Below are 21,608 nucleotides of genomic sequence, written 5' to 3'. Positions count from 1 at the left end.
CTATTATAAGATTAAACGCCACGTAGAGATATTTCACCGCCAATATAAGGTTTTACATTGCCATTTTGCTCTAATAATAATGCACCTTGTTGGTCAATACCTCTAGCAATACCAAATATCTCTTGATTGCCAATAATCAATTTCACAGGGCGATCAAGGTAATTGTCCATTTCTCGCCAACGAGAAATAAAAGCAGATAAGCCTTCGTTTTCAAATTTAACGACTGCAAGTCGTAATTCAGATAACAGTTCAGCCGTCAGTTTATTACGATCAATATTAACACCCGCTTCCTGTAAGTTGATCCAATCCTGACTGATGACGTTAGTCGTTGATTCACGCATTGTTAAATTAATGCCGGCACCAATTACCAACTGAGCAGCATCTCCTGTTTTCCCTGTGAGTTCTACCAATATACCTGCCAGTTTTTTATCATTTAAATACAGGTCATTTGGCCATTTTACACGAACCTGCTCAGCTCCGAGTTTACGTAGAACCTCAGCCATAACAATCCCAACCACCAGGCTTAATCCCATTGCAGCAGCAGGGCCTTGCTCCAGCCGCCAGAACATAGATAAATAGAGATTCGCACCAAAGGGAGAGATCCACTGACGTCCCCGTCTTCCTCGCCCTGCATGTTGGTATTCAGCCACACAAGCATCGCCAGACTTCAATTCAGTAATGCGGTCTAATAAATATTGATTCGTCGAGTCGACGACAGGCAAGATAGCCACCTGGCCTGCGGGGAGATAATTTAATATTGTTTGTTCATTAAGCAGTTGAATAGGTGCAGGTAAACTATAGCCCTTACCAGGGACAGTAAAGACATCTAGTCCCCACTCTCTGATAGTTTGCATATGCTTGTTAATTGCGGCACGACTCATCCCAAAGGTTTCGCCTAATTGCTCTCCTGAATGGAAAGCACCATCAGCTAATATGCCAATCAACCGTAAAGGGATTTTAATATCTTTCACGACAAACACTCCACAGCATTAACCTCACCATTACTTGCGATAAATCGCACTTCTGGTTCCAACCAGATTGCAAATCTCTTAGCAACTTGCTGACGGATATAACTGGCAAGGCCTATCACATCCTGACCTGTCGCTTCTGCTAGGTTAATCAACACTAGCGCCTGCTGCTGATGCACCGCCGCACCGCCAATCTGATATCCCTTAAGCGCACATTGATCGATAAGCCAACCAGCAGCCAGCTTAACAGACCCATCGGGTTGCAGGTAATGGGGCGCATTGGGGTAGCGCTTTACAATCTCTTCAGCTACAGCGGCATCCACAACTGGATTCTTAAAAAAACTGCCTGCATTGCCGGTCACTGCGGGATCGGGTAGCTTACTACGCCGCATGGTACAAACTGAGTTGAATATCTCTTCTGCTGTAACTGTCGATGGATCCATTCGCGTTAGATCACCATAGCCCAATGTTGGGATCCATGATTTTACCAATTTAATGCCTACGGCTACGATGGCAAATCCATGACCATAGTGATGCTTAAAAATGCTGTCGCGATAGCCAAATTGACAATCTTTAGCGGAAAGGCGTAGCACTGTACCCTTATCCATATCAAGTAAATCAACGTATTCGCATACCTTTTGCAGCTCAACACCATAAGCACCAATATTCTGAATGGGTGCAGAACCGACACAACCTGGGATTAACGCCAGATTTTCTAGGCCTGGCATGTTATTTAGTAATGAATAACAAACCAATTGATGCCAATTTTCTCCAGCCCCAACATGCAGGTGCCAGGCAATATCATCCTCAGTAGAAGTGATACCCTTAATCCGATTAAGTAATACTGTTCCTGAATAGTTTTCAATAAACAGCACGTTGCTGCCTTCGCCAAGTAAAAGCACTGGCTGATGCTTAGAAACAGACTCATGCCAAGCATTAATCAATTCTTCAGGTGAGTTAACGCTAATTACTTTGCTCGCATAAGCTGCTAATGCAAAAGTATTGAGATGTTTTAGCGGGGAATGTTGATTCGACATGACATTGGATACTCATTCTAACTAGTTCTGGCGCTAGTCTAACCGATCATAATACTCATATTGTATTTTGTTTTAACTGAAGGTAAAAAAAGCCACCTATCAAGGTAGCCTTTTATTTTATTCATCGCTGTGACGGCCGGATTTGACTCACCTGCCCCTGCAATATTTGACTCGTCTGACTATGAGCCCTGCGACGCAACCACTCTAAGGTCACTATTTATACCTATTTCACTATTCTGCCCATAGCAAAAACCCCATGCTTTTGGCATGGGGTCTCGGCTTTATTTGATGCCTGGCAGTGTCCTACTCTCGCATGGGGAGACCCCACACTACCATCGGCGCTACGGCGTTTCACTTCTGAGTTCGGCATGGGATCAGGTGGGACCACCGCGCTATGGCCGCCAGGCAAATTCTGTCTAAACTAACCCGCTATGTAATCCTACACACAGCCAGCCAGCCCAATCTCGGAACTTCGCTGAAAATTTCTATCTCTCAAATCTAAAACACCTTTGGTGTTGTAAGGTTAAGCCTCACGGATCATTAGTACTGGTTAGCTCAATGCATCGCTGCACTTACACACCCAGCCTATCAACGTCATAGTCTTTAACGTTCCTTCAGGGGGCTTAAAGCCCCAGGGAAGACTCATCTCGAGGCAAGTTTCCCGCTTAGATGCTTTCAGCGGTTATCTCTTCCGAATTTAGCTACCGGGCAATGCCATTGGCATGACAACCCGAACACCAGTGATTCGTCCACTCCGGTCCTCTCGTACTAGGAGCAGCCCCTCTCAATCTTCCAACGCCCACGGCAGATAGGGACCGAACTGTCTCACGACGTTCTAAACCCAGCTCGCGTACCACTTTAAATGGCGAACAGCCATACCCTTGGGACCTACTTCAGCCCCAGGATGTGATGAGCCGACATCGAGGTGCCAAACACCGCCGTCGATATGAACTCTTGGGCGGTATCAGCCTGTTATCCCCGGAGTACCTTTTATCCGTTGAGCGATGGCCCTTCCATTCAGAACCACCGGATCACTAAGACCTACTTTCGTACCTGCTCGAGCCGTCACTCTCGCAGTCAAGCTAGCTTATGCCTTTGCACTAACCTCACGATGTCCGACCGTGATTAGCTAACCTTCGTGCTCCTCCGTTACTCTTTGGGAGGAGACCGCCCCAGTCAAACTACCCACCAGACACTGTCCTCACCCCGGATCACGGGGCCGAGTTAGAACATCAAACATTAAAGGGTGGTATTTCAAGGTTGGCTCCATGCAGACTGGCGTCCACACTTCGATGCCTCCCACCTATCCTACACATCAAGGCTCAATGTTCAGTGTCAAGCTATAGTAAAGGTTCACGGGGTCTTTCCGTCTTGCCGCGGGTACACTGCATCTTCACAGCGAGTTCAATTTCACTGAGTCTCGGGTGGAGACAGCCTGGCCATCATTACGCCATTCGTGCAGGTCGGAACTTACCCGACAAGGAATTTCGCTACCTTAGGACCGTTATAGTTACGGCCGCCGTTTACTGGGGCTTCGATCAAGAGCTTCGCCTTGCGGCTGACCCCATCAATTAACCTTCCAGCACCGGGCAGGCGTCACACCGTATACGTCCACTTTCGTGTTTGCACAGTGCTGTGTTTTTATTAAACAGTTGCAGCCAGCTGGTATCTGCGACTGGCTTCGGCGCCGGGAGCAAGTCCCATTACCTAATGCCAGCGTGCCTTCTCCCGAAGTTACGGCACCATTTTGCCTAGTTCCTTCACCCGAGTTCTCTCAAGCGCCTGAGTATTCTCTACCTGACCACCTGTGTCGGTTTGGGGTACGATTTAATGTTACCTGATGCTTAGAGGCTTTTCCTGGAAGCTTGGCATCAACTACTTCACCACCGTAGTGGCTCGTCATCACACCTCAGCGTTGATAAGCAACCGGATTTACCAAGTCGCTCCGCCTACATGCTTAAACCGGGACAACCGTCGCCCGGCTAGCCTAGCCTTCTCCGTCCCCCCTTCGCAGTAACACCAAGTACAGGAATATTAACCTGTTTCCCATCGACTACGCTTTTCAGCCTCGCCTTAGGGGTCGACTCACCCTGCCCCGATTAACGTTGGACAGGAACCCTTGGTCTTCCGGCGTGCGGGTTTTTCACCCGCATTATCGTTACTTATGTCAGCATTCGCACTTCTGATACCTCCAGCAACCCTCACAGGTCACCTTCAACGGCTTACAGAACGCTCCCCTACCCAACAACACCTAAGTGTCGCTGCCGCAGCTTCGGTGCATGGTTTAGCCCCGTTACATCTTCCGCGCAGGCCGACTCGACCAGTGAGCTATTACGCTTTCTTTAAATGATGGCTGCTTCTAAGCCAACATCCTGGCTGTCTATGCCTTCCCACATCGTTTCCCACTTAACCATGACTTTGGGACCTTAGCTGGCGGTCTGGGTTGTTTCCCTCTTCACGACGGACGTTAGCACCCGCCGTGTGTCTCCCGTGATAACATTCTTCGGTATTCGGAGTTTGCATCGGTTTGGTAAGTCGGGATGACCCCCTAGCCGAAACAGTGCTCTACCCCCGAAGATGAGTTCACGAGGCGCTACCTAAATAGCTTTCGGGGAGAACCAGCTATCTCCCGGTTTGATTGGCCTTTCACCCCCAGCCACAAGTCATCCGCTAATTTTTCAACATTAGTCGGTTCGGTCCTCCAGTTAGTGTTACCCAACCTTCAACCTGCCCATGGCTAGATCACCGGGTTTCGGGTCTATACCTTGCAACTAGACGCCCAGTTAAGACTCGGTTTCCCTACGGCTCCCCTATTCGGTTAACCTTGCTACAAAATATAAGTCGCTGACCCATTATACAAAAGGTACGCAGTCACCCAACAAAGTAGGCTCCCACTGCTTGTACGTACACGGTTTCAGGTTCTATTTCACTCCCCTCGCCGGGGTTCTTTTCGCCTTTCCCTCACGGTACTGGTTCACTATCGGTCAGTCAGGAGTATTTAGCCTTGGAGGATGGTCCCCCCATATTCAGACAGGATGTCACGTGTCCCGCCCTACTCATCGAGTTCACAGCAAGTGTGTTTTGGTGTACGGGACTATCACCCTGTACCGTGCGACTTTCCAGACGCTTCCACTAACACACAAACTGATTCAGACTCTGGGCTCTTCCCCGTTCGCTCGCCGCTACTGGGGGAATCTCGGTTGATTTCTTTTCCTCGGGGTACTTAGATGTTTCAGTTCCCCCGGTTCGCCTTGCATGGCTATGTATTCACCATGCAATAGTGCAACGAATTGCACTGGGTTTCCCCATTCGGGTATCGTCGGTTATAACGCTTCATATCAGCTTACCGACGCTTTTCGCAGATTAGCACGCCCTTCATCGCCTCTGACTGCCTAGGCATCCACCGTGTACGCTTAGTCGCTTAACCTCACAACCCAAAGGTGTTTTTCGTTATTGGTGTGGCTGTGAACACACTCTGCTATGTTGTGCAGTGCGCGCAATCCTCATGAACGTTAAGTTCACTCCGGTTGCTGTGCGCTGTACGCCTTGCTGAGTGTCTTCTCGCTCACACTGCAACAATGATTACCCATTGGCATTGCGATTATTTGAGAGACTCTATTACAGGTTACTCTTTATCTCAGTACATCTACGGAGAGATAAATTTCAGCTGTAATGTTTCAATTTTCAGCTTGTTCCAGATTGTTAAAGAGCAATATCTTAAACACGACTCGTTAAAGTCATCTTTAAGATATTCAGTTGATAATGTCTTTCACACATTATCGGAGTGGCGTCCCCAAGGGGATTCGAACCCCTGTTACAGCCGTGAAAGGGCAGTGTCCTAGGCCTCTAGACGATGGGGACACGAAGTTCCGATTAAACCGAGATCTAACCGTTTCGCATCAGCATGAGTCGAAACTCACGACATCAACAGGTGCTCTTGCTCATTTACATTCATCAGACAATCTGTGTGGACACTGCGCAATGCGTATCGTTAGGTAAGGAGGTGATCCAACCGCAGGTTCCCCTACGGTTACCTTGTTACGACTTCACCCCAGTCATGAATCACAAAGTGGTAAGCGCCCTCCCGAAGGTTAAGCTACCTACTTCTTTTGCAACCCACTCCCATGGTGTGACGGGCGGTGTGTACAAGGCCCGGGAACGTATTCACCGTAGCATTCTGATCTACGATTACTAGCGATTCCGACTTCATGGAGTCGAGTTGCAGACTCCAATCCGGACTACGACAGACTTTATGTGGTCCGCTTGCTCTCGCGAGTTCGCTTCACTTTGTATCTGCCATTGTAGCACGTGTGTAGCCCTACTCGTAAGGGCCATGATGACTTGACGTCATCCCCACCTTCCTCCGGTTTGTCACCGGCAGTCTCCCTTGAGTTCCCACCATTACGTGCTGGCAACAAAGGATAAGGGTTGCGCTCGTTGCGGGACTTAACCCAACATTTCACAACACGAGCTGACGACAGCCATGCAGCACCTGTCTCACAGTTCCCGAAGGCACCGAAGCATCTCTGCTAAGTTCTGTGGATGTCAAGAGTAGGTAAGGTTCTTCGCGTTGCATCGAATTAAACCACATGCTCCACCGCTTGTGCGGGCCCCCGTCAATTCATTTGAGTTTTAACCTTGCGGCCGTACTCCCCAGGCGGTCGACTTAACGCGTTAGCTCCGGAAGCCACGCCTCAAGGGCACAACCTCCAAGTCGACATCGTTTACAGCGTGGACTACCAGGGTATCTAATCCTGTTTGCTCCCCACGCTTTCGCACCTGAGCGTCAGTCTTTGTCCAGGGGGCCGCCTTCGCCACCGGTATTCCTCCAGATCTCTACGCATTTCACCGCTACACCTGGAATTCTACCCCCCTCTACAAGACTCTAGCTTGCCAGTTTCAAATGCAGTTCCCACGTTAAGCGCGGGGATTTCACATCTGACTTAACAAACCGCCTGCGTGCGCTTTACGCCCAGTAATTCCGATTAACGCTTGCACCCTCCGTATTACCGCGGCTGCTGGCACGGAGTTAGCCGGTGCTTCTTCTGCGAGTAACGTCAATCAATCGTGCTATTAACACGACTGCCTTCCTCCTCGCTGAAAGTGCTTTACAACCCGAAGGCCTTCTTCACACACGCGGCATGGCTGCATCAGGCTTGCGCCCATTGTGCAATATTCCCCACTGCTGCCTCCCGTAGGAGTCTGGACCGTGTCTCAGTTCCAGTGTGGCTGGTCATCCTCTCAGACCAGCTAGGGATCGTCGCCTAGGTGAGCCATTACCCCACCTACTAGCTAATCCCATCTGGGCACATCCGATGGCGTGAGGCCCTAAGGTCCCCCACTTTGCTCTTGCGAGGTCATGCGGTATTAGCTACCGTTTCCAGTAGTTATCCCCCTCCATCAGGCAGTTTCCCAGACATTACTCACCCGTCCGCCGCTCGCCGGCAAAGTAGTAAACTACTTCCCGCTGCCGCTCGACTTGCATGTGTTAGGCCTGCCGCCAGCGTTCAATCTGAGCCATGATCAAACTCTTCAATTTAAGATTTGTTTGATTTGCTGCTAATAAAAACAGCGATGCTCAAAGATTACTTTCTGCAAATAAGCATTCGAACCGAAGTTCAAATGTGTACTGCTTTGGTCACTCTTCAAGACTTTGATATTTCTTCTGCCTGCCGAAACAGGCTTCGATATCGTCTTGCGAGTGCCCACACAGATTGTCTGATAAATTGTTAAAGAGCGTTCGTTACCCGTTTGCCTTTCGGCGAATCTTACGGTAACGCGGGAGGCAGATAATACGCTTTCCCGCTGAAGAGTCAAGAGTTTCTTTGGTTTCTTTCGAAGTCAAAATCATTCTTTTCGCTTCCTGACCCGGCGAAGTCTGTTTCGTTGTTCCCGGTCAGTGGAGGCGCATTATAGGGAGTTCCTGACAGCCTGCAACCCCTAATTTGAAAAAACTTTTCAACCGCGTTTTATTTCAACGATTTGCCGTGATAAACGGCATTATTGCTATTTTTTGTACTGTAGCGCCAAGAAATCCTGAGAAAAACTGCTTACCTGTTGCCAATCCGTATATTCAACTTCTTTACTGGTATCCGTTTCGCCGCCCGTCATACGCATAATAAGTTGAATCATCACCCGGTCTATCCAGCGATAACGGGGATAACGCAAAGCGCCCGCAAATACCGTACATAGCGTTGGCTGCCACGGGGTACTGAGTAAGAACTTACGCACATAGGCATTGGTTTGCGGGGATCGCTTTTCCGGCTTGCGTGCTGTCAGATTCACTGCAAAGAACGCACTCGGCATCTGATTAAGTTGTTCAACGTGTTTGTTGACGAATTTACTCAATACTGGGCTGAAGTGCCCATAACGCACCGACGCACCAATCATGACTTGCTGGTATTGATTCAGATCGATTTGCCCTACCTGCGATAAGTCCTGTATTTCACAGGTAGCTGCCGCTGATAACTGTTTAGCTATATAAGAAGCAATAGTCTGTGTTTGGCCATCTCGGCTGGAGTAAAGAATCAGAACTTTCATTGCAATGTTCCTTATGCAGAATTACTCACGCCAGAATGTTGGAGTGAATAGAACCAGCAGGGTGAAAACTTCTAACCGACCAAATAGCATGGTGATCACCAATATCCACTTAGCGGCCGGGTTCATCGACGTGAAGTTATCAGCTACCACCCCCAGACCAGGGCCAAGGTTATTCAGCGTCGCAGTCACCGCTGCGAAAGCAGAGAACTCATCAACACCGGTCGCGATAATAGCCAGCATGCTAATAATAAATACCAGAGCATACGCGGAGAAGAATCCCCAGACCGCCTCCAGGATTCGTTCCGGCAGCGCCCGCCGCCCCAATTTGATGGTATAAACCGCATTCGGGTGGACCAGTCGCTTTAACTCACGCGAACCTTGCAGGTAGAGCAACAGAATACGGATAACTTTCAGGCCGCCACCGGTTGAGCCCGCACAACCACCAATAAACGCAGAACATAATAAGAGTATCGGCAGGAACAACGGCCATTTTGAAATACTGTCAGTGGTGAAACCCGCAGTAGTAGCCATTGATACTACTTGGAAAAATGCCTGATTTATCGTCTCCAGACCGGATTTATAGACATTATGATACCAAAGCACCAAGGTACACACGGCGACCAGTGTCAATTGGACAAAGATAAACATACGGAATTCAGGGTCACGCCAATAAACTTTTAAACTGCGCCCACTCAATACCGCGAAGTGCAAACCAAAGTTACAACCAGAAATCAGCAAGAAGATAGCGATAATGGTGTTAATAGTTGGGCTGTTGAAGTAACCGATACTGGCGTCATGGGTCGAGAAGCCGCCAATCGCAATTGTCGAGAAGCTGTGGGAGATTGCATCAAATACCGACATCCCTGCCCCCCATAAAGACAGCGCGCAAGCAATGGTCAGTAAGACATAGATAAGCCACAGGGTTTTAGCTGTCTCCGCAATGCGGGGCCGCATTTTATTATCTTTCAATGGGCCAGGCATTTCCGCCCGATAGAGCTGCATTCCCCCGACCCCCAAGATAGGCAGGATAGCCACCGCTAACACGATTATCCCCATACCGCCGAGCCATTGCAGCATTTGGCGATAAAATAGAATGGCTTTCGGCAGTGAATCTAACCCTACTAATGTGGTCGCGCCAGTAGTAGTCAGCCCGGAGAATGATTCAAAGAATGCATCCGTTAATGAAAGATTAGGCCGCTCTGAGAATAAGAAAGGTAATGCCCCTACACTGCCCAGCACCGTCCAGAACAGAACCACGATGAGAAAGCCCTCACGAGGCTTTAACTCATGCTTCTGTTTTCGGTTCGGCAACCAAAGAAAGAGGCCAATTGCCAGAGCAACAAAAAAGGTTTCGCTGAAGGCACGGCCGGCACCATCACGATAGATCAATGCCACCAGTCCGGGAATAAACATTGTTCCAGAGAATAAGATGACCAGCAGACCAACAATACGGGTTATGGCACGAAAATGCATTCCGGCACGTTCCTTAGCAATTCACTTGGATGGGGATTATTGCGAAATGGGCGTCAATTGCAACGTACCACGACTGAGATCACGCAATTTGTCCCCAACCTGACTGGCTTGAGTTGCTGGCAAAGAGAGATGAAGCGTTACGAATTGTGCGTACTCACTCCGTATAATCTGGCCTTCAACCTGCTGTAACAAGGTTTCTACTATGGCAAGCTGCCCATAGTCACACTGCAAAGTATATTCTACCTGTGGGACTTTATATTTTACTTCGATCTGTTTTAACGCTTGTTGAACACCGCTACCATAAGCCCTTACTAACCCACCGGTACCGAGTTTGATGCCACCATAATAGCGCACAACTACTGCGGTTATCTCACCAATGCCACTCCCCATCAGTTGAGCCAAGATAGGTTTACCCGCAGTACCTGAGGGCTCACCATCATCAGAAAAACCTAATTGCTGCGAATCCGTCGGCTTGCCGGCAACAAAAGCCCAGCAATGATGCCGGGCGGTGGGATGCTGCTGCTTAACCTGCTGAACAAAATCTTTCGCTTCACTCACCCCACTGGTATGGGCCAGCAAGGTGATAAAACGACTTTTTTTGATCTCTTCGCTGATAGTCACCGGACTTGCAGGGATTAGATAAGGCTGCATCAGGCCAGTTTCAGGTCACGTGTCATGTTCTCAACCCGGTTATCGTGAATAACGATATTATCTTCTATACGAATACCGCCATAAGGCTTCAGCGCATCAATACGTTCCCAATTGAAATACTTGCTGAACTCACCGTTACGCCAAGGTGCCAGCAGAGATTCGATGAAGTACAGACCCGGCTCAATAGTCAGTACCATACGCGGTTGTAAAATACGCGTACAACGCAAGTAAGGATATTTGGATGGTGCGCCAAGATGGGTGCCTTTATCATCTTGCATAAAACCAGCAGTATCATGCACTTGTAGCCCAAGAGGATGGCCTAACCCGTGCGGCAGGAATGGGCAGGTAATGCCTTGTTCGACCATGGCCTCTTCACTGATACCGGTAACCAGATGATGCGTACGCAATAACTTCGCAATGCGCTGGTGCATCTGGATATGGTAATCGGTATAGCGCTCACCACTTTTAATGGTTTTGATCAGTTCAAGCTGCTCGGTATTAAGGTCATTAACCAACGCGGCAAAATCGCTATCACTGTTTGCGGCGTAAGTGCGAGTCAGATCTGCGGCATAACCGTTATATTCCGCACCGGCATCCATCAAGAAACTACGCATTTCTGCCGGAGGCTGATGTTCGAACGTGGTGTAATGAAGTACCGCCGAGTGTTCATTCAGCGCAACAATATTATCGTAAGGGACATCAGTATCACGATGACCGGTAGCCATCAGATAGGCCAGATTGATATCGAACTCACTCATACCGGACTGGAATGCTTCATGTGCTGCACGATGGCCGACAACTGCCGTCTTCTGTGCTTCACGCATACAAGCCAGTTCATAATCCGTTTTATAAGAACGATAGAAATGCAGGTAATCCAATACTGGTTGCGGGTTAATGTTTTCAGCACTAAACCCCAGCGCCTGCGCACGTTGTTGGGCATAACCGATATAGGCCACACGCTCCCGTTGCACCGGTAATTGCTGGGCAATATCATCTGCATTGGCTAATGGCTGGATATCGATAGCCTTGGTCCAGAAGCTATCTGGTAATGGCTCAACACTGTGCCAATAATCAACTGGGGAATAAAACCATAATTTTGGTGTATTAACCCCATCGACCCATAACCAACAGTTTGGTACTTGAGTGACCGGCACCCAAGCTTTGAACTGCGCATTGGCTTTAAAAGGATAGTCACGGTCATCGAGAAAAATACGTTGTAACTCACCGGAATGAATCAGTAAAGCGTCTAACTGATGGCGTTCCAGCACATCGCGGGTGCGCTGTTGTAGAGTGGATAAATGTTCGTTATATAAAGAAGCCAGCGTTTCCATCACAGTACCCTTTGCTATTAGAACTTAATTTTTTTCATCTTATCATAGTCGCCAGAATCATGTTTTAGCGACCGCTTATCTGCCTATCAAATGCATTACCCGCCCCCCAAAACTGAATATTTCCCCCTCCAATCCACTGCGAATAAATATGATAGAAATCAATTACCCCATCTGAATGACTGTGATCTTCACTGCAAAAAATCAATCTCTTATTTGCAATTCGTTAACAAAATATCCACACTTCCTGAATATCTGGTCATACCAGATCACATGCGCTTATTCAGGAGATAGATATGCTCTACCAAAGCGAAACACTACAGCTTCACTGGTTGGAAAACGGCATTGCCGAGTTGGTGTTTGATGCACCGGGTTCAGTAAATAAGCTGGATACTAAAACTGTAGCCAATCTGGGTGAAGCCCTAACGGTGTTAGAGAAACAAAGCGAACTCAAAGGGTTGCTGTTGCGCTCCGCCAAAGCGGCCTTTATCGTCGGTGCCGATATCACCGAATTTTTATCCCTGTTTAATGCCCCACCAGAAAAGCTGCACCAGTGGTTGGTTTTTGCTAATGATATTTTCAACCGTCTGGAAGATTTACCGGTTCCGACCATTTCTGCGATCAATGGATATGCATTAGGTGGTGGCTGTGAATGTATTCTGGCCACAGATTTCCGTGTTGCCTCGCCAGAAACACGGATCGGTCTGCCGGAAACCAAGTTGGGCATCATGCCAGGCTTTGGCGGTTCTGTGCGGTTACCACGTTTGTTAGGTGCGGACAGTGCATTAGAAATTATTGCCGCAGGCAAAGATGTGAATGCCGCTGAAGCATTAAAAATTGGTTTGGTTGATGCCGTTGTCATCCCCGAAAAACTGGCCGATGCCGCCCTAATCATGCTGAAACAGGCGATTGACGGCAAGCTGAACTGGAAAGCCGCGCGTCAGCCGAAACTTGACCCACTGAAACTCAATTCAACTGAAGCGGCCATGTGCTTTACCATTGCTAAAGGCATGGTGATGCAAGTCGCCGGGAAGCACTACCCAGCACCACTGGTTGCAGTAAAAACCATCGAAGCTGCCGCTAAACTTGGCCGAGCTGAAGCATTGAAACTGGAAACCAACAGTTTTGTCCCGTTGGCAGGTTCCAATGAAGCACGCGCGTTAGTTGGGATATTCCTCAACGACCAATTTGTGAAAGGGCAGGCGAAAAAACTGTCGAAAGGTGTTAGTGCACCGAAACAAGCAGCAGTTTTGGGCGCCGGGATTATGGGGGGTGGGATTGCCTATCAGTCAGCACTGAAAGGTGTGCCAGTCATTATGAAAGATATTAATGACAAATCCCTGATTCTGGGGATGAACGAAGCGGCCAAATTACTGAATAAACAGTTGGAACGCGGCAAAGTGGATGGCCTGAAAATGGCAAACATTTTAGCGACTATCCAACCCACTCTGGATTACACCGGCATTGAGCGTGCTCAGGTCATTGTGGAAGCGGTAGTGGAAAATCCCAAAATCAAAGCTGCGGTGCTGGCAGAGGCTGAAGCACTGATCGGCGAAGATACGGTACTTGCTTCTAATACCTCTACAATCCCTATCGACCAACTCGCAAAATCACTTAAACGCCCTGAGAATTTCTGCGGTATGCACTTCTTCAACCCCGTGCACCGCATGCCGTTGGTTGAAATCATTCGTGGCAGCAAAACCTCAGATAAAACCATCGCTGCGGTGGTGGCATACGCCACACAAATGGGTAAAACACCAATAGTGGTTAATGATTGCCCAGGCTTCTTCGTTAACCGCGTGTTATTCCCTTATCTGGCTGGCTTTGGCATGTTGGTTAGAGACGGTGCTGACTTCCGCCAAATTGATAAAGTGATGGAAAAACAGTTTGGCTGGCCGATGGGACCAGCCTATCTGCTAGATGTCGTGGGTATTGATACCGCACACCATGCACAAGCCGTGATGGCCGTTGGCTTCCCTGATCGGATGAACAAAGATTATCGCGATGCGGTTGACGTGATGTTCGATAACCAACGATTTGGCCAAAAAAATGGCCAAGGCTTCTACCGCTATACCCAAGATGCAAAAGGTAAGCCGCGTAAAGAAAATGACGAAATTGTGGATAACTTGCTGGCAACAGTTAGCCAACCGATTCAGAAATTCAGTGACGACGATATTATTGCCCGCACCATGATACCGATGATCAATGAAGTGGTGCGATGCCTGGAAGAAGGCATTATTGCCAGCCCAGCCGAAGGTGATATGGCGTTGGTATATGGTCTTGGCTTCCCTCCTTTCCACGGGGGCGTGTTCCGTTATCTCGATACTATCGGCAGTACAAACTATGTCGAAATGGCCCAGCGCTATGCTCACCTTGGCGCGCTGTATCAAGTCCCCGCAGGGCTGAGAGCCAAAGCTGAACACAACGAAAGCTATTATCCTGTGGCAGCAGCGCTGCTTGATGTTTCTACCAGTCAACCGGCATGAGGTCTGAAAATATGGAAAATGTAGTCATTATTGATGCCGTCCGTACACCTATGGGCCGCTCCAAAGGGGGCGCATTCCGTCAGGTTCGGGCTGAAGATCTCTCCGCTCACTTAATGCGTGAGGTTCTGAGCCGTAATCCTGGGCTAAACGCGGCCGAAATTGACGATATCTATTGGGGTTGTGTGCAGCAGACATTGGAGCAGGGTTTTAACATCGCTCGCAATGCTTCTTTACTGGCAGAAATCCCCCATAGCGTACCAGCCGTTACTGTTAATCGCCTGTGTGGTTCATCAATGCAAGCTTTACATGATGGTGCCAGAGCCATCATGGTGGGTGATGCACAAATCAGTTTGATTGGTGGCGTAGAGCATATGGGTCATGTGCCAATGAATCACGGTGTGGACTTCCATCCTGGTATGGGCCGAACTGTGGCTAAAGCCGCCGGAATGATGGGATTAACTGCTGAAATGCTGGCAAAAATCTACAATATCAGCCGCCAATCTCAAGATGAATTTGCTGTTCGCTCTCACCAACGCGCTTATGCCGCGACTCAGACGGGGCATTTTGCCAGTGAGATTGTCGCCACCAATGGGCATGATGCTGATGGTATCCTGAAACGTTTTGATTTCGATGAAGTTATTCGCCCGGAAACTAATCTCGCAGGTTTGGCAGCATTGCGCCCAGCCTTTGATCCGGTCAATGGCACGGTGACTGCCGGAACATCATCTGCATTATCCGACGGCGCTTCTGCCATGCTTATCATGAGTGAATCCCGAGCTAAATCATTAGGTTTAAAACCGCGAGCCCGTATTCGCTCAATGGCCGTGGTGGGTTGCGATCCGTCAACCATGGGTTATGGCCCCGTGCCCGCTAGCCAATTGGCATTAAAACGTGCCGGGCTAACCTTGGAAGATATTGGTTTATTTGAATTAAACGAAGCGTTTGCAGCTCAGTCGCTGGCTTGCCTGAAAGGGTTGGGTCTGCTGGAAAGCATGGATGACAAAGTGAACCTGAATGGGGGCGCTATTGCATTAGGCCATCCACTGGGTTGTTCAGGTGCTCGTATCTCTACCACCTTACTTAATCTGATGGAACGCCGTGACGTGCAGTTCGGTTTGGCAACCATGTGTATCGGTTTAGGCCAAGGCATTGCGACCATTTTTGAACGCGTATAACCTCCAAACGAATTAATCTGAAAAATATTAAGGGCCTGAATACAGGCCCTTATAACCGCTGTACCTGGTGTTTAGTTGCCGTTTTCCCGCCTGTCAGGGGCGGGCTTTTTTTATCCGCGATACAAACAACAATATGGATAAAATTTTAATATACCCAAAATAATTGAAGTTGCACTAAGGCAGCTAACACCGATGCAGCTTCAAATATGACTGGTATATTAGATAAAGGCGAAAGCATCACCATAGATATGCGCTTCCTGAGCGCCGCGCTCAGCACAAAAACGCTCACGAGCAATTTTAGCCATTTCAAAACGGCCAGCGATATAGATATCTTGCTCAGCAAGAGAGCCATAGTCTTGTAATACAGCACTCAATACCGTTCCTGTGCGGCCACGCCACCCATCTTCCGGCTGCTCTACCACTGGGATAACTTTCAACTGTGGATACTTAATTGACAGCGCTTCCAGCTCGTTTAGATCATATAAATGCACGGCTTCGCGCCCACCCCAATAGATAGATACTTCACGGTCAGGTTGCTCGGCTAATGCCGCCAATAAAATTGAACGCACATAGGAAAAACCAGTGCCGCCAGCAATCAGGACCAATGGACGTTCACTACCCTCACGGAACCATGCTTCTCCGTGAGGAATATCCACATCCAGCGTTTTCTCTTTCAGAATACGGTCCATCACTGCCATGGCGTACAGATTCAGTTCCGACGCCCCGATATGCAGCTCGATAAAGTCTTGCTGCAACGGCGTGGATGCCATAGAGAATGGGCGCTTATCACGCTCGTCCATTACTACCATCAAATACTGCCCAGCACGGAAAGAAAACGCAGATGCAGGCACCAATTGCACCCGGTACACCGTATCGGTAATGGCCTCTACGGAGGTTACTTTACAGCTTAAAGTTGTCATGCCTTCCCTCTGTCGGGTCATCAAATGCAAAACCAAGGACAAAATCGACGCCGGTTAGCGTTTCGTCTCTTTGTCACTGAAAATGGCGAGCTCATCCCAAATAGCATCAATACGGGCGCGAACGTCTTCATCCATTTTAATTGGACGCCCCCATTCACGCGAAGTCTCAGCAGGCCACTTATTGGTGGCATCCAGCCCCATTTTCGATCCTAAACCGGAAACCGGTGAAGCGAAATCCAAATAATCTATTGGTGTATTTTCAATCAACACCGTATCGCGGGATGGGTCCATTCGGGTCGTAATTGCCCAAATGACATCATTCCAATCACGAGCATTAATATCATCATCACAAACAATAACAAATTTTGTATACATAAACTGACGTAAAAACGACCAAACCCCCATCATTACGCGTTTAGCATGCCCTGCATATTGTTTCTTGATGGTTACAACAGCCAGCCGGTATGAGCACCCCTCGGGCGGAAGATAGAAATCAACAATTTCCGGGAATTGCTTTTGTAAAATAGGAACAAACACTTCATTCAGCGCAACCCCCATCACCGCAGGTTCATCCGGTGGACGACCCGTATAAGTGGAATGGTAAATTGCATCTTTGCGCTGAGTAATATGTGTGACCGTAAAAACAGGGAAGCTATCTATCTCATTATAATAACCCGTATGATCACCATAAGGGCCTTCTGGCGCCATATCACCCTGCTCAATATATCCTTCCAATACAATTTCTGCACTCGCAGGAACTTCAAGTGAGTTGGAAAGGCACTTTACGACCTCTGTTTTATGCCCGCGCAACAAACCAGCAAAAGCATATTCAGACAGCGTATCGGGAACCGGGGTTACCGCAGCCAGAATAGTCGCAGGATCTGCGCCCAAGGCGACGGCGACGGGGAAACGTTCACCGGGGTGTGCTTCACACCACTCTTGATAGTCCAAAGCGCCGCCACGATGGGATAACCAGCGCATAATTAATCTGTTTTTACCCAACACTTGTTGGCGGTAGATACCCAGGTTTTGCCGTTCTTTATGCGGGCCACGCGTAATAGTCAGCCCCCACGATACTAACGGAGCTGCATCCTCAGGCCAGCAATGCATAACTGGAATGCGGCTAAGATCGACATCATCGCCCTGCCAAACTTGCTCCTGACAAGGAGCCGAACTCAAGCATTTCGTTGGCATATTCAACACTTGCTTAAATTTCGGCAGTTTATCGAATAAATCACGGAAACCTTTCGGCGGATCCGGCTCTTTCAGGAAAGCCAACAACTTGCCAACATCTCGCAGTGCGCTGACATCTTCTTGCCCCATGCCCATGGCAACCCGTTTGGCCGTACCAAACAAGTTACACAATACGGGCATTGTGTAACCCTTAGGGTTTTCAAACAGTAATGCAGGCCCACCGGCGCGTAAGGTACGGTCGGCAATTTCTGTCATTTCCAGATAGGGATCAATGGGCTGGCTAATACGTTTAAGTTCACCCCTCTGTTCCAGCAACGAGAGGAAGTCACGTAAGTCACGGTATTTCATGCTGATCATTTCGGCGGCTATGTGATGCGCCATTATAGGCTGTCTTTATAGCAGTTGCTGTCTTTTTGTTAAAAATGAATACAGGCTCACTCAAAAAAATATCATGCTGCAATTTATCGCTAATTATCATCAGTACAAATATGATTTTGTCGATATAAAATAGACTAAATCTTTGTATAACAAACTATATATCCTGACTGATGTATTCTTCCTCTCTATATATATCCTTCTACTTTTGTTATGCTGCCAAGTAGTACTTAAAGGCATGTGAAATTATGAAACACTGGCATTTATTATATTGTAAACGTGGTCAGCTTTTGCGCGCCAAAGAACATTTAGAGCGGCAAACTGTGGATTGCTGGACACCGATAGTGACTATCGAAAAGATAGTGCGAGGGAAACGCATTGAGGCGACTGAGCCCTTATTCCCTAACTATCTGTTTGTGGAGTTCGATCCTGAACATATTCACACCACAACAATCAGCGCAACACGTGGTGTAAGCCACTTCGTCCGTTTTGGCGCACAACCCGCGGTGATCCCAGCAATTGTTATTGCCGAGATGCAATCTCATACAACGGATAAAATCATTGCTCCAGAGGTGCCGGTTCCAGGCGATATCGTGACGATCACTGAGGGTGTTTTTGCTGGGTTACAGGCGATTTATACTGAACCAGACGGTGAAGCGCGCTCAATGTTGTTACTGAACATGCTTAATAGCCAAGTGATGCAAAGTTTGGATAATCGTCAATTCGAAAAGCAATAATATATCTGCCAAGGTAGGCACGCTCGGTACCTACCTTATCAACAACCATCCCCATGGCTTAACGTTGCATATGATCGTCATGTAACCATTGTGCGACTTGCTTGGCGAAATAAGTTAATACCCCATCAGCACCGGCACGCTTAAAGCACAACAGAGACTCCATAACGGTTGGTTTCTCTTGCAGCCAGCCATTCTGGAAGGCAGCCATATGCATAGCATATTCGCCTGACACCTGATAGGCGAAGGTCGGCACACCAAAGGTATCTTTCACCCTACGTACCACATCCAAATATGGCATCCCCGGCTTAACCATTACCATATCAGCACCTTCCTGCAAGTCCTGAGCAATCTCTTGTAAAGCCTCATCACTGTTGGCCGGGTCCATCTGATAGGTTTTCTTATTCCCACCTTTCAGATTACTGCTAGAGCCAATGGCATCACGGAATGGGCCATAGTAGCAAGACGCATATTTCGCTGAATAGGCCATAATTTGCGTATTCACCAACCCTTGTAGCTCTAGTTGATCGCGCACTGCACCGATGCGTCCATCCATCATGTCGCTTGGCGCGACAATCTCGGCACCAGCCTCGGCGTGTGATAACGCCTGACGGACTAAAATCTCTTTAGTTATGTCATTAATGACATAACCATCGGTATCAATTACCCCATCTTGCCCGTGGGTTGTATAAGGATCGAGAGCAACATCAGTAAGGATACCTAACTCTGGTACTGCGTCCTTTAACGCACGCACGGTTCTTTGTACTAAGCCATTCGGATTATAGGCTTCTTCGGCATGTAATGATTTCAAGCTAGATTCAATAACTGGAAACAGCGATATGACCGGCACACCTAGCTTAGCTATGGCCTCAGCTTCTTTCACTAGCAGATCGATCGTCATACGTGAAACACCCGGCATTGACGGGACGGCTTGCTGCTGGTTGGTCCCCTCCATAACAAACACCGGATAGATCAGATCATTGACTGTCAGCTGATTCTCTGCGACCAGACGACGACTGAAATCATGACGGCGCACACGGCGCATACGGCGACCAGGGAAGGTGCCCGGAAATGCATAGCTCATCTTGTTCTCCTAACTCAAACCAACCGGAAAATCCGGCGGGCGTTTTCATCAGTTTTCTGCCCCAGCCATTTAGGGTCTTCTTGTCGCCAGACAGCAACCTGCTGTACGATATGGGGTAGAAAGCAGGGTTCATTGCGGCGGGATGCCGGCTTAGGATGTAAATCCCTTGGCAATAAATAGGGGGCATCTGTTTCTAGCAACAATTGCTGAACAGGAATACGTGGCAGTAACGCCCGCAGCTCAAGACCACGACGCTCATCGCACACCCAACCGGTAATACCAATAGATAAGCCTAATGCCAGACAAGAGTCCAACTCATCAGCCGTGCCAGTAAAACAATGCACAACCGCAGCGGGGAGCTTATCTAGCCAAGGCGCAAGCAAGGCAATGAAACGTTCGTGGGCATCGCGGCAATGTAAAAATACCGGCAGTTCGAGTTCGGCAGCCAGCGCCAGCTGTGCTGTAAATGCGACTTCTTGTGCTACTGGAGTAGAAAAATTGCGGTTAAAATCCAGTCCGCATTCACCAATAGCGACTACTGCCGCATTCGCTGCTAATAATCTGATTTGCTGTTCAACATCTATTTGCCAACAACTCGCCTGATGGGGATGAACACCCGCAGTTGACCAGCAGTAGCCGGGATAGGCAAGGGTAAGCTCCAGTGCTGCCTGGCTTTCTTCAGCATCAGTACCAGTAATAAGCATACCGGTAACTGCAGCATTTTTGGCTCTGTTGACCACTTGATCGTAATCTTTGGCAAATTGCGCGCTGGTTAAATTCACACCAATATCAAACATGAACGTTCCAAAACAGAAGCCGCCTCAAAGGGCGGCTAAAATATCCAGGCATATACCCACAGATTTAAGGCACTTTCGGATGGCTATCCGCTTCTTCATCCTCTTCGTCAATATCTACCCGGCGTTGCTTACCCGTATAAAAACGAGCAAAGAACACCCCAACCTCAAATAGCAGATACATCGGGATCGCCAATAATGTCTGAGACAGCACATCTGGCGGGGTGAGAAGCATGCCGACAACAAAAGCGCCGACAAATACATAAGGGCGTTTTTTCTTCAATGCCTCGGGCGTTGTAACCCCTGCCCAGCACAGTAGAATTATCGCAATTGGGACTTCAAAAGAAATACCAAAAGCCATAAAGAGCGCCATAACAAAATCAAGGTATTTAGTGATATCCGTGGCAATCAGCACGCTTTCCGGTGCTGTTTTGGCAAAAAAACCAAAAGCTAACGGGAAAACCACAAAGTAAGCAAATGCCATACCCAGATAAAACAATAGGCTGCTGGAGATAAGCAGCGGCACCATCAGACGGCGTTCATGCTTATATAACGCTGGGGCAATGAAAGCCCACACCTGATAAAGGATCATCGGTGCGGAAACAAATACCGAGACCATCATGGTCAATTTAATCGGGGTAAAGAAAGGCGATGCAACATCTGTTGCGATCATACTGGCACCGGCGGGCAACTGTTTGATTAACGGTGCTGATACCAAGTGATAAATATCATTGGCAAAAAATACCAATACCAGAAAAACCACCAAAATAGTGATTATGCAATTCAATAGCCGCTTACGCAGTTCTATCAAATGAGTGATTAAGGGTTGGGTATCATCAACAGCCATGT

General features: G+C 48.3%; 14 protein-coding genes, 1 tRNA gene, 3 rRNA genes and 1 pseudogene. 4 read left to right on the top strand and 15 right to left on the bottom strand.

Features of this window, described 5'->3' with window-relative positions:
* Positions 1-11 precede the first annotated feature (11 nt).
* From A6J66_018605 to A6J66_018580, 6 genes are all read right to left on the bottom strand, one after another.
* A complete protein-coding gene (locus A6J66_018605; GenBank protein ID PNM25997.1) occupies positions 12-971 on the bottom strand; it encodes a bifunctional biotin--[acetyl-CoA-carboxylase] ligase/biotin operon repressor BirA in 960 nt (319 codons plus the stop codon).
* The gene (gene murB, locus A6J66_018600) at positions 968-2,005 is read right to left on the bottom strand and encodes a UDP-N-acetylmuramate dehydrogenase (GenBank protein ID PNM25996.1); all 1,038 of its coding nucleotides are present in this window, start codon (positions 2,003-2,005) and stop codon (positions 968-970) included. Before murB ends, A6J66_018605 begins: the two co-directional genes overlap by 4 nt.
* A gap of 290 nt (positions 2,006-2,295) precedes the next feature.
* Positions 2,296-2,411 (bottom strand): 5S ribosomal RNA (gene rrf / locus A6J66_018595).
* 92 nt (positions 2,412-2,503) lie between these two features.
* Positions 2,504-5,441: ribosomal RNA gene (locus A6J66_018590) — 23S ribosomal RNA — on the bottom strand.
* Positions 5,442-5,790: 349 nt separating this feature from the next.
* Positions 5,791-5,866: transfer RNA gene (locus A6J66_018585), tRNA-Glu, on the bottom strand.
* A gap of 132 nt (positions 5,867-5,998) precedes the next feature.
* Positions 5,999-7,544, bottom strand: a 16S ribosomal RNA gene (locus A6J66_018580).
* The 16S, 23S and 5S rRNA genes sit together here with 1 tRNA gene alongside, the layout of an rRNA operon.
* Before the next feature lie 5 nt (positions 7,545-7,549).
* On the opposite strand from A6J66_018580, the pseudogene A6J66_018575 reads away from it, so the two are divergent.
* A pseudogene (locus A6J66_018575) lies at positions 7,550-7,727 on the top strand (hypothetical protein).
* A 284-nt stretch (positions 7,728-8,011) separates the two neighbouring features.
* On the opposite strand, the gene A6J66_018570 reads toward A6J66_018575, so the two are convergent.
* The 4 genes from A6J66_018570 to A6J66_018555 are packed head-to-tail and all read right to left on the bottom strand — an operon-like array spanning position 8,012 to position 12,000.
* Entirely contained in the window at positions 8,012-8,545 is a 534-nt protein-coding gene (locus tag A6J66_018570) for a menaquinone-dependent protoporphyrinogen IX dehydrogenase (GenBank protein ID PNM25995.1), read from the bottom strand.
* 21 nt (positions 8,546-8,566) lie between these two features.
* Positions 8,567-10,018 (bottom strand): Trk system potassium transporter TrkH, encoded by a 1,452-nt coding sequence (locus A6J66_018565; protein ID PNM25994.1) that lies wholly within the window; start codon positions 10,016-10,018, stop codon positions 8,567-8,569.
* A gap of 36 nt (positions 10,019-10,054) precedes the next feature.
* Positions 10,055-10,669, bottom strand: coding sequence for a YigZ family protein (locus tag A6J66_018560; protein ID PNM25993.1), 615 nt, complete (start codon positions 10,667-10,669; stop codon positions 10,055-10,057).
* Positions 10,669-12,000 carry a Xaa-Pro dipeptidase gene (locus tag A6J66_018555; GenBank protein ID PNM25992.1) on the bottom strand — a complete coding sequence of 444 codons (1,332 nt, stop codon included), beginning with the start codon at positions 11,998-12,000 and terminating at the stop codon, positions 10,669-10,671. The genes A6J66_018560 and A6J66_018555 overlap by 1 nt, the downstream gene beginning before the upstream one ends.
* Before the next feature lie 293 nt (positions 12,001-12,293).
* Between A6J66_018555 and A6J66_018550 the strand changes: the two genes are divergently transcribed.
* Complete coding sequence (locus tag A6J66_018550; GenBank protein ID PNM25991.1) at positions 12,294-14,483, top strand: fatty acid oxidation complex subunit alpha FadB; 2,190 nt, start codon at positions 12,294-12,296, stop codon at positions 14,481-14,483.
* An 11-nt stretch (positions 14,484-14,494) separates the two neighbouring features.
* Positions 14,495-15,658 carry an acetyl-CoA C-acyltransferase FadA gene (locus tag A6J66_018545; GenBank protein ID PNM25990.1) on the top strand — a complete coding sequence of 388 codons (1,164 nt, stop codon included), beginning with the start codon at positions 14,495-14,497 and terminating at the stop codon, positions 15,656-15,658.
* 218 nt (positions 15,659-15,876) lie between these two features.
* Here the strand turns inward: A6J66_018545 and A6J66_018540 are convergent, their stop codons facing one another.
* Positions 15,877-16,578 (bottom strand): NAD(P)H-flavin reductase, encoded by a 702-nt coding sequence (locus tag A6J66_018540; GenBank protein PNM25989.1) that lies wholly within the window; start codon positions 16,576-16,578, stop codon positions 15,877-15,879.
* Positions 16,579-16,632: 54 nt separating this feature from the next.
* On the bottom strand, positions 16,633-18,129 hold the full coding sequence (locus A6J66_018535; protein PNM27075.1) for a 4-hydroxy-3-polyprenylbenzoate decarboxylase: 1,497 nt from the start codon (positions 18,127-18,129) through the stop codon (positions 16,633-16,635).
* Between the two features lie 266 nt (positions 18,130-18,395).
* Here A6J66_018535 and A6J66_018530 point away from each other — a divergent pair, with 266 nt between their 5' ends.
* Positions 18,396-18,884 (top strand): transcription/translation regulatory transformer protein RfaH, encoded by a 489-nt coding sequence (locus A6J66_018530; protein PNM25988.1) that lies wholly within the window; start codon positions 18,396-18,398, stop codon positions 18,882-18,884.
* A gap of 58 nt (positions 18,885-18,942) precedes the next feature.
* Here A6J66_018530 and A6J66_018525 read toward each other — a convergent pair whose 3' ends face one another.
* The 3 genes from A6J66_018525 to tatC all read right to left on the bottom strand — a co-directional run bounded on the left by A6J66_018525 (position 18,943) and on the right by tatC (position 21,606).
* Positions 18,943-19,965 carry a porphobilinogen synthase gene (locus A6J66_018525; GenBank protein ID PNM25987.1) on the bottom strand — a complete coding sequence of 341 codons (1,023 nt, stop codon included), beginning with the start codon at positions 19,963-19,965 and terminating at the stop codon, positions 18,943-18,945.
* A gap of 14 nt (positions 19,966-19,979) precedes the next feature.
* A complete protein-coding gene (locus A6J66_018520) occupies positions 19,980-20,762 on the bottom strand; it encodes a 3'-5' ssDNA/RNA exonuclease TatD (GenBank protein ID PNM25986.1) in 783 nt (260 codons plus the stop codon).
* A gap of 64 nt (positions 20,763-20,826) precedes the next feature.
* Positions 20,827-21,606, bottom strand: coding sequence for a twin-arginine translocase subunit TatC (tatC, locus tag A6J66_018515; protein ID PNM25985.1), 780 nt, complete (start codon positions 21,604-21,606; stop codon positions 20,827-20,829).
* Positions 21,607-21,608 lie beyond the last annotated feature (2 nt).

The organism is Yersinia enterocolitica, from assembly GCA_002082245.2.
GTDB classification, from domain to species: Bacteria; Pseudomonadota; Gammaproteobacteria; order Enterobacterales; family Enterobacteriaceae; genus Yersinia; species Yersinia enterocolitica_E.
Note: the sequence above shows the minus strand (reverse complement) of the source record. Positions and strands in the feature narration are given on the sequence as shown.

Bases quoted from the DNA above. Each gene is read 5' to 3' on its own strand.
- A6J66_018560 (PNM25993.1), bottom strand. From the start codon at position 10,669: ATGCAGCCTTATCTAATCCCTGCAAGTCCGGTGACTATCAGCGAAGAG.
- A6J66_018550 (PNM25991.1), top strand. From the start codon at position 12,294: ATGCTCTACCAAAGCGAAACACTACAGCTTCACTGGTTGGAAAACGGC.
- A6J66_018535 (PNM27075.1), bottom strand. From the start codon at position 18,129: ATGATCAGCATGAAATACCGTGACTTACGTGACTTCCTCTCGTTGCTG.
- A6J66_018540 (PNM25989.1), bottom strand. From the start codon at position 16,578: ATGACAACTTTAAGCTGTAAAGTAACCTCCGTAGAGGCCATTACCGAT.
- A6J66_018520 (PNM25986.1), bottom strand. From the start codon at position 20,762: ATGTTTGATATTGGTGTGAATTTAACCAGCGCGCAATTTGCCAAAGAT.
- tatC (PNM25985.1), bottom strand. From the start codon at position 21,606: ATGGCTGTTGATGATACCCAACCCTTAATCACTCATTTGATAGAACTG.
- A6J66_018545 (PNM25990.1), top strand. From the start codon at position 14,495: ATGGAAAATGTAGTCATTATTGATGCCGTCCGTACACCTATGGGCCGC.
- A6J66_018525 (PNM25987.1), bottom strand. From the start codon at position 19,965: ATGAGCTATGCATTTCCGGGCACCTTCCCTGGTCGCCGTATGCGCCGT.
- murB (PNM25996.1), bottom strand. From the start codon at position 2,005: ATGTCGAATCAACATTCCCCGCTAAAACATCTCAATACTTTTGCATTA.
- A6J66_018565 (PNM25994.1), bottom strand. From the start codon at position 10,018: ATGCATTTTCGTGCCATAACCCGTATTGTTGGTCTGCTGGTCATCTTA.
- A6J66_018570 (PNM25995.1), bottom strand. From the start codon at position 8,545: ATGAAAGTTCTGATTCTTTACTCCAGCCGAGATGGCCAAACACAGACT.
- A6J66_018555 (PNM25992.1), bottom strand. From the start codon at position 12,000: ATGGAAACGCTGGCTTCTTTATATAACGAACATTTATCCACTCTACAA.
- A6J66_018530 (PNM25988.1), top strand. From the start codon at position 18,396: ATGAAACACTGGCATTTATTATATTGTAAACGTGGTCAGCTTTTGCGC.